At 68.9% G+C, this 14,048-nt stretch carries 14 protein-coding genes; 1 reads left to right on the top strand and 13 read right to left on the bottom strand.

All coding sequences use genetic code 11. The features are described 5' to 3' along the window. Positions 1 to 3: 3 nt before the first annotated feature. From OG453_RS09430 to OG453_RS09385, 10 genes are all read right to left on the bottom strand, one after another. Complete coding sequence (locus OG453_RS09430) at positions 4 to 657, bottom strand: hypothetical protein (RefSeq protein ID WP_266866405.1); 654 nt, start codon at positions 655 to 657, stop codon at positions 4 to 6. Positions 658 to 682: 25 nt separating this feature from the next. Continuing rightward, a complete protein-coding gene (locus OG453_RS09425) occupies positions 683 to 2,038 on the bottom strand; it encodes a putative T7SS-secreted protein (protein ID WP_266866403.1) in 1,356 nt (451 codons plus the stop codon). Beyond that, positions 2,035 to 2,367, bottom strand: coding sequence for a hypothetical protein (locus tag OG453_RS09420; RefSeq protein ID WP_266866401.1), 333 nt, complete (start codon positions 2,365 to 2,367; stop codon positions 2,035 to 2,037). Before OG453_RS09420 ends, OG453_RS09425 begins: the two co-directional genes overlap by 4 nt. Positions 2,368 to 2,411: 44 nt before the next feature. Then, entirely contained in the window at positions 2,412 to 3,239 is an 828-nt protein-coding gene (locus OG453_RS09415) for a hypothetical protein (protein WP_266866399.1), read from the bottom strand. Positions 3,240 to 3,472: 233 nt separating this feature from the next. Further along, positions 3,473 to 4,117, bottom strand: coding sequence for a hypothetical protein (locus OG453_RS09410; protein ID WP_266866397.1), 645 nt, complete (start codon positions 4,115 to 4,117; stop codon positions 3,473 to 3,475). Positions 4,118 to 4,367: 250 nt separating this feature from the next. After that, positions 4,368 to 4,556 carry a hypothetical protein gene (locus OG453_RS09405; RefSeq protein ID WP_266869966.1) on the bottom strand — a complete coding sequence of 63 codons (189 nt, stop codon included), beginning with the start codon at positions 4,554 to 4,556 and terminating at the stop codon, positions 4,368 to 4,370. Between the two features lie 25 nt (positions 4,557 to 4,581). Then, positions 4,582 to 5,823 (bottom strand): acyltransferase, encoded by a 1,242-nt coding sequence (locus OG453_RS09400; RefSeq protein ID WP_266866395.1) that lies wholly within the window; start codon positions 5,821 to 5,823, stop codon positions 4,582 to 4,584. Next, positions 5,820 to 7,940 (bottom strand): glycosyltransferase, encoded by a 2,121-nt coding sequence (locus tag OG453_RS09395; protein ID WP_266869771.1) that lies wholly within the window; start codon positions 7,938 to 7,940, stop codon positions 5,820 to 5,822. The genes OG453_RS09400 and OG453_RS09395 overlap by 4 nt, the downstream gene beginning before the upstream one ends. A 113-nt stretch (positions 7,941 to 8,053) precedes the next feature. Then, positions 8,054 to 8,824, bottom strand: a complete 771-nt coding sequence (locus OG453_RS09390; RefSeq protein ID WP_266866393.1) for a hypothetical protein — start codon at positions 8,822 to 8,824, stop codon at positions 8,054 to 8,056. Between the two features lie 157 nt (positions 8,825 to 8,981). Continuing rightward, positions 8,982 to 9,989, bottom strand: a complete 1,008-nt coding sequence (locus OG453_RS09385) for a LysR family transcriptional regulator (protein WP_323178621.1) — start codon at positions 9,987 to 9,989, stop codon at positions 8,982 to 8,984. Between the two features lie 116 nt (positions 9,990 to 10,105). Here OG453_RS09385 and OG453_RS09380 point away from each other — a divergent pair, with 116 nt between their 5' ends. After that, positions 10,106 to 11,359, top strand: coding sequence for an MFS transporter (locus tag OG453_RS09380; RefSeq protein ID WP_266866391.1), 1,254 nt, complete (start codon positions 10,106 to 10,108; stop codon positions 11,357 to 11,359). On the opposite strand, the gene dacB is transcribed toward OG453_RS09380, so the two are convergent. From dacB to OG453_RS09365, 3 genes are read right to left on the bottom strand one after another with little or no spacing between them, the layout of a single operon-like run. Then, positions 11,283 to 12,875 (bottom strand): D-alanyl-D-alanine carboxypeptidase/D-alanyl-D-alanine-endopeptidase, encoded by a 1,593-nt coding sequence (gene dacB / locus OG453_RS09375; RefSeq protein ID WP_266866389.1) that lies wholly within the window; start codon positions 12,873 to 12,875, stop codon positions 11,283 to 11,285. The two genes, OG453_RS09380 and dacB, sit on opposite strands and share 77 nt — an antisense overlap. Next, a complete protein-coding gene (locus OG453_RS09370) occupies positions 12,872 to 13,723 on the bottom strand; it encodes a collagen-like protein (protein WP_266866387.1) in 852 nt (283 codons plus the stop codon). Before OG453_RS09370 ends, dacB begins: the two co-directional genes overlap by 4 nt. Next, positions 13,720 to 13,992: a hypothetical protein gene (locus tag OG453_RS09365; protein ID WP_266866385.1), complete on the bottom strand. Its 273-nt coding sequence runs from the start codon at positions 13,990 to 13,992 to the stop codon at positions 13,720 to 13,722. The genes OG453_RS09370 and OG453_RS09365 overlap by 4 nt, the downstream gene beginning before the upstream one ends. Between the last annotated feature and the right edge of the window lie 56 nt (positions 13,993 to 14,048).

Raw genomic sequence — 14,048 nt, 5'->3', positions numbered from 1 at the left:
GGGCTAGGCCGGGTAGATGCCGACGCGTCGGCCGCGCTCGATGTCATCGGGGGTTGCGCCCCAGCTGGAGAAGCTGCGGCCACCATCGGCCGCCATCTGCTGGTTGATGACTTGGAGACGCCTGGGCGCCTGACCACTGGCCGTTGGGGCAGCGATAAGTCCGATGAAGCGGGGATCACCGGCGAACCACACCACTTCGATCTGCGCCTTCAGCTTCGGCTTGGCGCGGGGGGCCAACCTTCGGCGCCACCATTCCGTGCGCATGTGCTGGCCAAAGACCAACGGAAGTAGCTGATCGGGGTAGGACGGATTAGAGAACTCGAACCACCCGTACTGGCTGCCGACAACGTCAGGATGGTCGCCCAGCCCATTCGGGACTCCCCGTAGCACCTGCCATGGGTACGTGCGGAGGATACGCAGCATGCGCAGCGCCGGGTGGAAGTACTTAAACTGGATGGCTACCCGGTAAAACCCGTAGAAGAAGTAAGGCATGAAGATCCACACAACCCAGTTGGGCGTGTAGGTCGAGATGCCCAAGAGTACGATCCAGCCTCCCGCCCACCCGATGAGCCCGAGCACGTTCATACACATATGTCTCAGCCAGGTCAGACGGGTCGGCGGGTGGTCCCAGGCAGTGGCGAAGTCGGCAGGATTCATTAGGCACTCTTTTCCGTCGAGAGGGCTACGAGAAAGCATGGCGGGCGAGGCTCAGAAGCCCACCGCTGTCGAGGCCCAGCCGCGCACCGTCGATCCCGGCGACGGCACCGTCCTTGACCTTGGTGTCGTCGCCGTCCATGGCACTGTCGATCAGGCCGAAGTTCGCTGTGCCCACACCAAGGGCCCCTGAACCGCTGGCTACCGCCTTGGCAGCCTTGGCTGGGTCGCTACAACCACGGACCACGTGCGCGATAAGTCGGTTGTCCAGGGCTGCGATGGTCCGTGCCTCATCCATGGTCTTGGTACCGACAGTGGCCATCCGCTGTCCGAGACTCATGAGTTGAGTGCTCCGGCGCACCGTATCCACGGCCTTCACACCCCCCTTAATGACAGCCACAAGCCCCGGAACCATCCCCAACCCATCCGCCCCCACCGACACCGCATTGCTCCAAAAGTCCGCATCGAACTCCCGCTTGGTAACCCCGTCCATCAGCGACGCCCGCACCTCCGGATCCGACACCCTCATCCCAAGCGCACCCGCACTCAACGCCGAAGACGCCAACATCAACGCCGCCACCATCGCGATCCCCAACGGACCGGAAAAGACGATCGCCACCAGGGCGACGACCCCAGACAGCGCACTGAGAATGTCCGGCAGGTTCTCCTTGACCCAGTCGGTCGCCTTGTCGAACAAGCCTGGTTCGTTCGGCGCCAGCCGGTGCGTCGCGTCACGGATCTTGCCCGCCCGGTAGTTGGCCCGCTCTTCGTGCTCGCTGGCCAGGTCCCGGGCCTTCTTCAGAATCCGGTCGAGTTCGTCCTGAGCGTCCTGCACCTGCCCGTTGGCCCGTCGCAACGCCTTCTTCGCGTCGTCGTGCCGGGCCGCGCCCGCCTTGTCCAGGTCCGGTTCGTCACCCGCACGCTCGGCGCGCCCCTTCTCAGCTTCCAGGGCAACGCGTGCATCCTTCGCCGCCTGATTCAGGCGTTTGGCCCGGCGCTGGAAATCGTCGAGCTCGCCGTGCCAGCGATTCAGATGCTTGGCCGCCTTGCCGATGGAATTGGCCGCGTCCTTAAGGTTTTTCGGGAGTGGGCCATCCTCGATCTGCTCCCGGAAGGCGACGGCCGCGTCGCCCTTCCAGTAGCTGCCGTCCATCAATCGAGTCACCACACCGTGCGTCTCATGGAGAGTCGTGGCGCAGTCGACCAGCTTCCGGCGCAGCGCCTCCACCGTGTCGGTGTCGCCCGGCACCGGGTTGAACCCAAGATCCGGGTAGTCAGGATTCGGGACTTCCGGAGAGGACTTCATGCCCTGCGGAAGCGGGCCGTTGCGGCGGGCCGGCGAATTCGACGGGAGCGTCGTCGCGGCAGCAGGATCGTACGTCAAGCCGCGCCCCCAGAACCGCCGCGCTTCGCCTTGCTCCTGCCCTTCTCCTTCAGGCACTCCTCCAGCGCCTTGTCGACCTCGCGGTAACTCTCCTTGCTCGCATTGATGATCTTCGCGAGATCCTCGGCCTGCTCACCGATCTGTTCCGTGCCGTACTTCCAGTCGTCCTGAAAGTCCGTGCAGGCCCAGTCGAGGTCGTCCGTCCCGAGGCCCATGGTGGTCGCATCACCCAACGCCTTGCGCATGCTCTTCAGCGAATCCCTCGATCTGTTGAGCAGCTTCATGAAGTGTTCGAGCTCATCACCGTCGACCACGAGCCGATCCGCCATCGCGCGCGCTTCTCCTCTGCTTGCGAATACGTAGACACTCACGCTCACCGGTTGACGGACTGGATCTCCTGCACCACGACGTCCTGCGCCGCCCCATACACCCCGTCCGGCAGACCACCCCCGTCACCCGCCGTACTGGTCCAACTGATCTGCCAAGTCAGAGTGGCGTTCAGTTCGTACGCGCCGCCCTGGCCCGGGGCCCGCAAATACCGCACGCCACACGGCGGCAGCGTCTCCGCCGGCGTCCCCTTGGCCCGTGGCGCACCGATCCGCCCGCCTCTGATGGGGCACTCTCCCGAGGGTGGGAACGTCTCGGCGTCCGCCGTGCCGGGATCGATCGTGAGGGAGACGGGCCGAGCGGTCGTGGTCGCGGAGAGCCCGGCTCCCGGAATACTCGCGGTCACCGAGACCTTCTTGAACTTGGCCTTGTCCAGCCAGATCCAGGTCGGCAGATTGACCTTGGTCTCGCCGGGCGGCGCCATGGCGACTTCCGTGTCGGGGACGGGGAGTTCGTCGTACGCGTACGCGGCGAGAACCGCCGGGCTCACGGCGAGAGGCTCGTCCGGCGACTCCCCCTTGTCGACCCAGAAGGGTGGCCGGTCGCAGGCCATCGCCTCCGGGTCGTCCTTGCGATTGGGATTGACCACCCGGGCCCAGAACATCCCCTCGCCCTGCTTGTCGAGGTTGTAGTTCTTGTAGGGGTGACCGTCTTTGTAATACGCGTCGAAGACGTTCCCGAGAGCGGCGCCGATACCGCCCATGAACGGAACGCCGACACCCAGACCGCGCATCCGCTTGACCACCGCTTCGATTTCCTTGGGCGAGAACGCGGGCTCGTACCAGCACGCCGGAGGAGTCCAGTTGCCATCCACAGAGGAGAGGTTGCCCGTCCTCCTGATGGCCCCTGAATGTCCGTTGACCCTCGTCTGAATACTCGTCCGGACGGTGATGGTCTTGCCCTGCTTGCCACCCCGAGCACTCCCGTGGCTTCCACCCAGGCTCTTGTCACCCGCGTACGCAAGAACAGACGACGCACTCGCAACCAGCGCCAAAGCCAGAACCGGAACCAGAGCCACGAGCATCGGGGCCCGTCGATTGAGTCCGCTCATGGCTGACACTTCTGCGCGCCTTCCTCGGAGGTCACGCTCGTCGCCTGCCAGACGCCGTCGGTGTTCTTCTCCATGCGCACGTTGTACGAGATGTAGTCATCCGAGTCGCCGGGGGTCTTCTTGACCGCCCCGGTCTTGCGGTTCGCGCTGTACGCCTTCGTCTCGTCGCCGCAGTAGGTGACAGCCGCGGCCCCGCCCTTGAGGAACGTGACTTGCTGGTCGTAGTACCGAGTCAGTCCCACCCACGAGACGCCTGCGTCATAGAACGACTGGACATACGTGGCAGCGCTGACGAGCGCGTCGCCCGCCGAGTAGAACTCCAGCGCCGGGTGCTTCTTGGCATCGACGGTGATGGCCTCATCAATTGAGTTGATCACGCGCTGGTTGTCCGCAAGCACCGCGTCCTTCTTCACATCACCTGTCTCACCACCTTCAAAGGTGTTCTCGACACCCTTCGGCAGCCGGATCTCAGGCCGATCGATCCCATCCCCCGACACGGCCGGAGACGGCGAAGTTCTCCCCGTCTCCCCCGACCCCACCCCCGCGATCTTCTCGTCCCCACCCCCACAAGCCGAGAGCGAAGCAACCACAACAGCAGCAGTCAGAGCAGCCGCTACAAGCAAAGTTGGACGCCGAATCACTGTCAGCTCCTGGAGCGAGAAGATCCTCTGGAGTCCCGGAAGCTATCCACGGGCCACGGCTGATGCCAGCAGCATGTTCACCGGGCAGCAGGCATATCGGCACATAAGGACCCCGTATCAGCCCCGGCGACGCGCAACGCGGCCCTCTCCACACTGAGCGAGTGAGACCACCCTCGCCTCCTTGACGGGGGCCCGAACTTCCGGGCACCCAGGCACATTTGCGTCAGCGTTTTACGCCGCGACGAGCCGGTCAGCGGTTGACGGTCTGGATCTCCTCAACGACGACGCCCTGCTCCGCCCCGAACTCACGGTCAGGAAGGTCACCGCCCTCACCCGTGGTGCTGGTCCAGCTGATCTTCCAAGTGATGGTGGCCCGCAGTTCATACGAGTCGCCCCCACACACAAAAGTGGCCGCACACCACACCAAAGTGCGATCCACGGCCACCCTCACGCTGACGCGCGCGCTACCGAGCGGCCCGCCGCCCCTTCCCCGCCTTCGCCCCATTCGGCCAAAGCCGAGGCCTCCGCTGTGCCGCCACATCCTCCAGCCAGCCCACGGCCACAATCATCAGCCCGATCAACGGCCACACCAGCACCGTCATCCACAGCATGTACGTCGTGTCCAGCGCCGAGCTCCACTGCTCGTCCTGCATGAACGGCAAGTCGTACGCCATGTCGATGATCGGCACCGTCGCCATGATCAGCAGGTTGTGCCAGAGGTAGATCGTCACCGCCCGGTTGTTGGACAGCGTCACCAGCTTGTCCCACTTCCTCAAGCGGCCCGGCAGCTCCTGCCACGACGGTGAGTACTGGAACAGGATGACGACGAAGCCGAAGGACCATGCCGCCTGGGCCAGCGGGATGTCGTTCAGGTCCCAGCCGTCCGGGCCCAGATGGCCCGACGCCCACCACAGGCCGAACGCCATGATCAGGGCCGAGACCGAAACCGCCAAGTAGCGCGGGACGCGCGCCAGTACGCCCTCCTGGTGGGCGAAGCCCAGGACCCAGCAGCTGCCGTACATCGCGAAGTCCGTCACCGCGTTGCCCGTCTCACCGGGGATCTTCACGACGTCCGTGGCGAGCACCGCCGTCAGCGCCAGCGGCGCGAACAGCGTCACCCACGGGAGCCTGCGGAACGCCCACAGCAACAACGGCGAGGCGATCACGAACCACAGGTACGCGCGGATGTACCAGAGCGGGCCCGCGGCCTGCGCCGGCCAGGTGTCCTCCAGGAGGCCCGCTTTGTCCCCGATGTGCCAGGGGAACGGCGGGGCGCCTATCGGGAACACGTAGTTGAGCATCGACACCAGGCCCCAGGTGTCCCCGTGGTCCGGGTCCTTGGTCACGTTCCAGCCGCCGTAGAACAGCAGGAACAGGGCCACCGCGCTGAACGCCCACATCGGCGGCAGCAGTCGGCGTATTCGGCCCCTGATCACGCCCCACGCCGGACGCTTCAGCGAGCGCGCCATCAGCGCGCCCGCCAGCGCGAACATCACGCCCATCGAGGGGAACAGGATCGTCAGCCAGGCCCAGCCGAACAGGTGGTAGATGACGACACGGACCAGGGCCAGCGAGCGCAGTACGTCGAAATAGCGGTCCCGGCCCGGCTTCTTTCCGGCAACGGAAGCGGAAGCGGGAGCGGGAGCGGGCGCCACAGGAGGCGCCGCCTGAGGCACCTGCGGCAGCGGCTGCGTGGGATAGGTCATGCGACGGGCCTCCGATCAGCGCCGCCCGCCCGCTGCTGCGGAATCGAGGGCGGCGATCCCAGCACTCCCGTACGCCGGAGCTTCTGCCAGCGCAGGCGGCCTCCGGTGAGGGCAGTGATCCAGGACTGCAGCAGCACGACGTACATCAGCTGCCGGTAGAGGATCTGCTGGAGGGGCAGCGAGATCAGATGGGTCATGCGCTCGCGGTCGAGCCGGAAGGCGTACGCCGCGCACACCGCCTGGATGGCGAGGACGCCGAGCCACGCGATGATCGTCTTCTGGGTGGGGCCGAAGACCAGTCCGTACAGCAAAAACACGTCGATCAGGGGGGCAAGCAGTGGCGCCAAGACCATGAACAACGACACCAACGGCATGCCCACCCGGCCGAAGCGGCCCGACGGGCCCGATTCGATCAGCGAGCGGCGGTGCTTCCAGATCGCCTGCATCGTGCCGTACGACCAGCGGTAGCGCTGGGACCACAGCTGCTGCACCGTCTCCGGCGCCTCGGTCCAGGCGCGCGCCTTCTCCGCGTACACGACCCGCCAGCCGTCCCGGTGCATCGCCATGGTGATGTCGGTGTCCTCGGCGAGCGTGTCGTCGCTCATGCCGCCGACCCGCTCAAGTGCCGAGCGCCGGAAGGCTCCCACGGCGCCGGGGATGGTCGGCATGCAGCCGAGCATGTCGTACATCCGGCGGTCCAGGTTGAAGCCCATCACGTACTCGATGTGCTGCCACGCGCCGATCAACGAATCCCTGTTGCCCACCTTCGCGTTGCCCGCCACCGCGCCCACGCGCGGGTCGCCGAACGGCTGCACCAACTCGCGGACGGTGGACTGCTCGAAGACCGTGTCGCCGTCCATCATCACGATGAGGTCGAAACGGGCGTTGGCGATCCCGCGGTTGAGCGCCGCGGGCTTGCCCGCATTCTGCTGGCGTACGACGCGTACGTTCGGCAGGCGCAGGCCCTCGACGATCAGCGCGGTGCCGTCCGTCGAGCCGTCGTCGATGACGATGATCTCGATGGGGTGGTCGCTCGTCATGAGTGAACGGACCGTGGCCTCTATGCACTTGGCCTCGTTGTAGGCGGGGACCAGGACCGAGACCGGTTCCGTGACGTCGGGGCCCCAGCGGAAGCCGCGTCTGCGGACCCGGCGCGCGTGCACCGCGGAGAGCAGCAGCATCAGGGCGAAGCGGGCCATCACGAGGAAGCCGATCACTGCCAGTGCGACGACGAGGCCGCCGGTGATCTGCTCCGACGCACCGACCAGGAAGACCCAGGCCTTGCCCTTCCACAGCTCTATGCCGGTGACCGGCGCGTGCGCGCTGCGCGTCTCCAGGGCCTCGGTGAGGTTGGTGAAGTGGTAGCCCTTGTCCTGCAGATCGGGCAGGAAGGTGTCGAGCGCGGCGACCGTCTGCGAGCGGTCGCCTCCGGAGTCGTGCATCAGGACGACGGCGCCCTTGCCGCCCTTGGGCGTGGCACGGCGGATGATCTCGTCGACGCCGGGGCGCTTCCAGTCCTCGCTGTCGGTGTTGTTGACGACGGTGAGATAGCCGCGGCTGCCTATGTACTTCGTGACCGGCCAGGACTTGTTGTCCATCGCGTCCGAGAAGGAGGAGTACGGGGGGCGGAACAGGGAGGTGCGGATGCCTGCCGCGCCCGCGAGCGCCAGCTGGTTCTGCGAGAGCTCCCAGTCGATGCGGCTCGTGGACTGGTAGGAGAGGTCCGGGTGGTTGAACGTGTGCAGGCCGACCTCGTGGCCCTCGGCGACCATGCGCTCGACCAGGTCGGGGTGGCGCGACGCCATCGTGCCGGTGACGAAGAAGACGCCGTGCGCGTGGTGCTTCTTCAGTACGTCCAGGACCTTGGGGGTCCACTCCGGGTCCGGGCCGTCGTCGAAGGTGAGGACCAGGCGGTGGTCGGGGACGCTCAGCGTCTCCTCGTGACCGCCCCGGGTGTCGATGACCGGGCCGCCTTCGAGGACCTTCTGGGGCACCTTGTCGGTGGCCGCGGGCGGGCGCACACGGTGGTCGGCGAGGATCTCGCTGTGGGTGTACCCGCGCAGCATCAGCATCGCCATCAGGGCGACGAGGAGCAGCGAGGGCAGCAGATAGCGCATGGGGAGTCTGCGCCGCCTGACGGTGCGCGTCGCCTTGACGCGGCGCCCTTGGGCACGACGGGACCGACTGCGCCCGTGCCCTGCCGGAACGGAGCGGCTGTTGGTGCGGGCGTTCATCGCTGTGCGGCCTCCGAGGGCTGCTGGTCAGCGCTTTGCGGGGACTGGTAGCCGACCGACTGGGCGCTCGTGGACTGCTGGTCGGCGGCGGGGTTCACCACGGGGACTTCGCCGCCGCCTCCCGCGCCGCCGCTGGAGGACTCGGTGGGGTCGGGATCCGTGGGCGGGTCCGTCGGCTCGGTCGGGTCCGGGTCGGGGTCGGGCGTGGTGGGCTTGTCCGTGGGGTCGGGATCGCCGCCGTCGTCCGTCGGGTCCGGGTCGGGCTTGCCGTCGTCCGTCGGGTCGGGGTCGGGCGATTCGCCGGGCTTGCCGGTGCCGTCGCCGGGCTTCGTGGGGTCGGCGGGGTCGCTGCCGCCGGGCGCGGGCGCGGTGCCACTGGCGTCCGTCGCGCCGGGCGACGGTGTCACGCCGGGCGAGGCCGAGGGGTCGGCCGAGTCCGCCGGGCGGTCGGGGGTGTCCACCTGGCTGGCCGGCTTGTCGTCCTTGGGCTTGACCGGCAGCCAGGGCGCGCTGGAGTTGCCCGAGAGCAGTGTGCCGACGATGATCACCGCGTAGACGGCACAGGCGATGGCGACGATCACGCCGATGCGGCGGTACCGCCGACTGCGGCGGCCCGTCTCGTCGACGAAAACCGGCCCGTCCGGCGCGTCCTGGTCACTCCCGGCGGAGAAGTCCGCCAGCTGTCGCCCCACCCCGTCGATCTGAACGGTGACCTCGTTCGGATCATGGGTGTGTTCCGGTAGGGCATCTTCTCGCCAATTGTCCATGCGTACGCGCAACCCCCCACATAACCTGTCTCGGGCGCGCACGACTCCGGGCAACTCTGCCGTCCGGACCGGGCCCCCACCCGATCCGAGCGCCCCCCTATCACACCGTGCCCGGGCTATGAATGTAGCGCACGGCGGCGACAGTCGTACTAATCCATCAGTCCAGTCTCATCATGATGAGTGCATCTGTGGCCGGAACCCATCCGTCTTCGGGCCGTCGGAGCCATCCCTCGGCGGCGGCGAGCTCGGCGGCGGCCCTGCGCAGCGCGTCCACTCCTGGATGCACCAGGCCCTTCCGCCACACCAGCGACACCGGCGACAGGGGAACAGGGTCGGTCAAAGGCCGCAGAACGGCCCCGGGCATGGCCGGAAAGTCCACCACGGCGAGCACGGGGTTCCGGTTCTTGGCCATGATCCGCCCGAATTCTTCCTGGCCCACCGCGAGCGGCGCGGGCGGCGCCACCTCGATGCCGCGCCCTGCGAAGAGCCGGTGCGCCAGGTCGGTCCACTCCAGCGTCCGGTGATTGCCCGCACCCGCGTACACGCTCTCCCCGGCCAGCGCGTCCAGCGGCACCGCGTCGAGTTCGGCCAGCGGATGGCCGAGCGGCAGCAGCACCGCCATCGGCTCGTACCGCACGGGCTGCTGGTCGAGCCGCGCCCGCAGCGCCGGTTCGAGCCCGGCGTACCGCCCGAAGGACACATCGAGCCGCCCCGCGTCGATCTCCGCCGCGGCCCAGGTGAGACCGCTCTCGAAGCGGGCCATCAGCTCGCAGTCGGGGGCGAGTTCGCGGGCCCGCTCCAGGATCCGCCCGAAGACGAGCCCCGGGCTGTTCAGGTCCACCAGGAGGGGCCTTGCCGAAGCCGCCGCCCCACCTCGGTCCCGCGGGAAGGCGGCCGCCAGATCGTCCTGCGCCTCCAGGACCCGCCGCGCGTACGGCAGCAGCCGCTCCCCCTCCGCCGTCAGCGCGACCTGCCGCGTCGTGCGCGCGAAAAGGCCGGCGCCCAACTCCCGTTCCAGGCGCCGCACATCACGGCTCAGCGCCTGCTGTGCGACGTACAGCCGGGCGGCGGCCCGGGTGAAGTGCAGCTCTTCGGCGACGACCACGAAGGCCCGCAGAAGGCGCGGGTCCACCAGGTCGCGTACGTCGCGCGAGAGCGGTCCCACCAGGTCATGAGATGTACGAGGCTCTCCGGTCACCCCGGGAACTTACAACGCAGGTGCGTGAATCGGCACCCAGAAGGTGTTGGACCGTGCGCCACCGCCCCGGTGATGGTGATCCCATGCCGCCCGCCGAACACCCCCGCCGTGTCCCCTACGCCCGCCTCTTCCGCATACCCGGAGCCGTCGCCTTCACCGTCGGCAACCTCATCGCCCGCCTCCCCATGGGCATGTTCAGCGTGAGCGCCGTCATCATGATCGCCGGGGCCCGCGGTTCGTACGCGCTGGCCGGCGCCGTCACCGCGACGGGCCTCGCCGCGACCGCCGTGGTGGCCCCCTGGACGGCGCGCCTGGTCGACCGTCACGGCCAGGCGCGGATCGCCGTGCCGGCCACCGCGATCGCCGCGCTCGGATCGCTCTCCCTGCTGCTGTGCGTGCACTACGGAGCGCCCGACTGGACCCTGTTCGCCTCCTACATGGCGACGGCCACGACCCCCAACACCGGCGGCATGTCCCGGGCCCGCTGGGCGCATCTCCTGAAGGGCGACGCCCGTGCCCTGCACACCGCCAACTCCTTCGAACAGGCGGCGGACGAGCTGTGCTTCATGCTCGGCCCCGTCGTCGCGGCCTTCCTGTGCGGGGCGTTCTTCCCGGAGGCGGGCACCCTCGTGGGCATCGTGCTGCTCCTGACGGGCGTGCTCCTCTTCGCCGCCCAGCGCACCACGGAGCCGCCGCTCCAGGAACGTACGGCCACGAAGGGGAAATCGCCCCTCCACGCGCGCGGGATGCCCACCCTGCTCGCCGCGTTCCTCGCCACCGGCGCCGTCTTCGGCTCGATGGAGGTCGTGACGATCGCGTACGCCGACGACCAGGGCCACAAGTCCGCCGCGGGCGCGATCCTCGCCCTGCAGGCGGCGGGCTCCTGTGCGGCGGGCCTGCTCTACGGAGCGGTCGGGCCGCGCGGTTCGCTGCGCCGCCGGCAGATCCTGTGCGCAACCGCGATGGCAGCCCTGATGACGCTGCCGCTCCTCGCGGCCGCCCTCACCGGCTCGCTCCTGGTGCTCGCCGGGGCCCTCCTGGTCGCCGGGATGGCGACCGCCCCGACCATGGTCACCGGCATGACCATCGTCCAACAGCTCACCCCCGAGGGGCGGTTGAACGAGGGCATGACCCTCGCCGTGACCGGCCTCCTCGGGGGCATCGCCTGCGGCGCTGCGGGCGGCGGCTGGGTGGTGGAGCACCTGAGCGCCACCACGGGTTACGCGGTCCCGGTCACCGCCGCGTGCTGCGCGCTGCTGCTCAGCATCGCGCGGGCTTCCGCCACGAGCACTCCAGATCGCCGCTCGGCTCGCCCGCACGCTTCGCACGCGGCTTGACCAACACCGCCTTGTCCTCGGTCGACTTGGCGAGCGTCACCACGATCGCGTCCTCCAGGGCCTTCACCGAGGAGGGCAGGTAGTTGTTGAGGACGATGCTGAAGACCAGTTCCCGTCCGCCCGCGTCCTTCACGTAACCCGAAAGGGCCGACGCACCCGTCAACGACCCTGTCTTCGCATGCACGTTGAGGGCCGCCGGGGTCCCGCACATCCGCGAACGCAGCGTTCCCCCGACAGACTTGCCCGGGCCGCAGGCCACCGGCAGCGACTTGTACCAGTCGGCGTACCAGGGCTCGCCCTTCGCCGCGAGAAGCAGCTTGATCAGCTGATCGGCAGGGGCGTTGTCCTTCCTCGAAAGCCCGGAGCCGTCGACCTGACGCAGCTTGCCCGGATCGACTCCGGCCGTCTTCAAGTAGCCGCTGATGGCGGCGATTCCGTCCGTCCAGTTTCCGGACCGACCGGTCGACTCGTACCCCATCGCCTTCGTGAGGTTCTCCGCGTGCACGTTGTTGGAGAGCTTCATGAAGGGGATCATCAGCTCCTTCAGCGGCATGGAGTCGTGCTTGGCCAGCTGCCGCGCGCCCTTCGGAGTCGCGATCCCCGCCTTGGTGGGGCCGCTCACCCGCACCCCGTGGGCGGCGAGCGCGTCCCGGAAGATCGCGGCCGCGTAGCCGGTCGGCTCCCAGACGGCTATCCACTCCTTGGTGGCGTCGCCGCCCACGGGGACGGTTCCGGTGACGGTGATGGTGTTGGTGCCGTGCTCCCGCTCGACGGTGAGCGTGTCGTCGCCGCCCGCCGCGACCGTCTCGGCGCTGATGTCGACGTCTACGTAGTCGGTCTTCGGGGACACCGTCACCTTGGGCTTGTCCCCGGCCTTCGCTCCGGGCACCGCCTCGACGATGACCGTCCCGGTGTCGTAGTCGGTGTCCGGGGCGACGCTCAGCGCGGAGATCTGGGCGGCGTAGTACGCGAATTCGTCGTCGCCGGCCCAGGTGTCGCCGATGCGCCGGTCGTCGAACCGGGTGTCGTCCGCGACCAGGCGCCCCGAGACCCGCCGGACACCCGCGTCGGCGATCTTCGCGGCGAGCCGGTCGTAGTCCTCGGCAAGCGTCGTCGGGTCGCCGGTGCCGCGCAGATACAGATCGCCGGAGAGCACGGGGCCGTGCTGCTTGCCATCGGTGAGGACATCGGTGGTGAAGCGGTGGTCGGGTCCGAGCCGCTCCATGGCGGCCGCCGATGTGAGGAGCTTGGTGTTGGACGCGGGCATCAGGCGCCCGCTGGGCAGGTGCTGATAGAGCACGTCACCGGACGTGGCATCGGCGACCACGACGCTCGCGGCGCCGCCCTCCATCCGGGGATCGCCGAGGATCGTGTCGATCGCCTCGGGAAGACCACTGCGGTCGGAGTCCGCCCCGGCCGGGGCACTCAGCGAGAGGGAGGCCGCCGCGAGGCCGAGCACGGCGGGCCAGATCCAGTGGCGCATACGGGTGTTGACGCGTCTCACGGGTCTACTCATGACCCAGGAGCATCCCTGACTCCGGCGCCCGGCGACAGACCCCACTCCGCGGTCCTCCGCGGCCGGCGGCAGCGGACCTGCAGCGCGGCCGCCAGCAACAGGGCCGGTGCCGGGTCGGCGGGGGCACCGGCCTCGCGGCGGCAGACCAGGGCGTCGGGGTCGCCGGGAGGCTGCTGAAGGCTGTAGCCCTCGGGGCAGCTGGGCCCCGCTTCACCTTTGGGGCCTCGCTCGCCGGGAGGCCCCGCGGGTCCCGCCGGTCCCGCCGGTCCCGCGGGACCCGTGGCACCGCCGTTGCCCGCGGGGCCGGGAGGGCCGTCGGACCCTGCCGAGCCCGCCGGCCCTTCGGGCCCCTGCTCGCCGTTCCGGCCGTCCACGCCCGGGGGTCCCGTCGGCCCTGGCTCTCCGGGTTCACCGGACTTCCCCGGCTCCCCGGGCTCGCCCGGATCTCCAGGGTCGCCCTGCTGCCCGCCGCTTCCGCGCGCGCCCTTCTCGCCCGACTTCCCGTCCGAGCCGTCCGCACCGTCGGCGCCGTCCTCGCCGGGCGAACCGGGCGCCGTGGCAGGCACGCGCACCCGGGCCAGCAGGTCGTCGATGGCGTCGGACGGGTCCGGCGCCGCGGGCGTGCCCCCCTGGGACCTGACCTGCGCACGCAGCGTGCGCACATCCCGGGCGAGGGTGGACACGGCCTCGCCGCGCCGGTCGGCCTCCGCGGCGAGCTGGTCGGCACGGCGGTCACCGGCGTCGATGCGGGCCCAGAGAATCGCCGCGACACCGGAGAGCGCAATGAGCACGCAGACGAGGAACACACTGCGCCAACGGCGGGCCAGGAGTCGCTCGAGCTGGATCACGGCGTGCCTCCGAGCCGTTGGTTGTCGATGAGAAGCCGTGCGATCTCGCTCTGGTCATGGGCGTGCAGGGCGTTTAACTCGGCCAGTTTCACGTCGCGTTCGGCGACCTGGCGCTCCAGCCGGTCCCGCTCACTCTGGAGCTTCTCCGTCAGACTGGAGAAGCCGGTGAGCGCGTTCTCCCCGCGCTTTCCCAGATACGCCACCACTGCTGCGCCAAGCACCCCCAGGCAGGCGAGAAAAGATCCGAAGAGAGTGACGGTGGCATCCAAGCGACTGCCTCCTGCTCTTGCGTACGCAGCCGTCCTCTGCCCCGCCGGCTGCTGTG

Origin of the sequence: Streptomyces sp. NBC_01381 (assembly GCF_026340305.1) — a bacterium.
GTDB lineage: Bacteria > Actinomycetota > Actinomycetes > Streptomycetales > Streptomycetaceae > Streptomyces.
This window is presented reverse-complemented; position numbering and strand designations above follow the sequence as displayed.

Excerpts from the sequence above, each read along its gene's own strand:
- OG453_RS09420 (WP_266866401.1), bottom strand. The coding sequence starts at position 2,367 with ATGGCGGATCGGCTCGTGGTCGACGGTGATGAGCTCGAACACTTCATG.
- OG453_RS09400 (WP_266866395.1), bottom strand. The coding sequence starts at position 5,823 with ATGACCTATCCCACGCAGCCGCTGCCGCAGGTGCCTCAGGCGGCGCCT.
- OG453_RS09390 (WP_266866393.1), bottom strand. The coding sequence starts at position 8,824 with ATGGACAATTGGCGAGAAGATGCCCTACCGGAACACACCCATGATCCG.
- dacB (WP_266866389.1), bottom strand. The coding sequence starts at position 12,875 with ATGAGTAGACCCGTGAGACGCGTCAACACCCGTATGCGCCACTGGATC.
- OG453_RS09380 (WP_266866391.1), top strand. The coding sequence starts at position 10,106 with ATGCCGCCCGCCGAACACCCCCGCCGTGTCCCCTACGCCCGCCTCTTC.
- OG453_RS09395 (WP_266869771.1), bottom strand. The coding sequence starts at position 7,940 with ATGCGCTATCTGCTGCCCTCGCTGCTCCTCGTCGCCCTGATGGCGATG.
- OG453_RS09430 (WP_266866405.1), bottom strand. The coding sequence starts at position 657 with ATGAATCCTGCCGACTTCGCCACTGCCTGGGACCACCCGCCGACCCGT.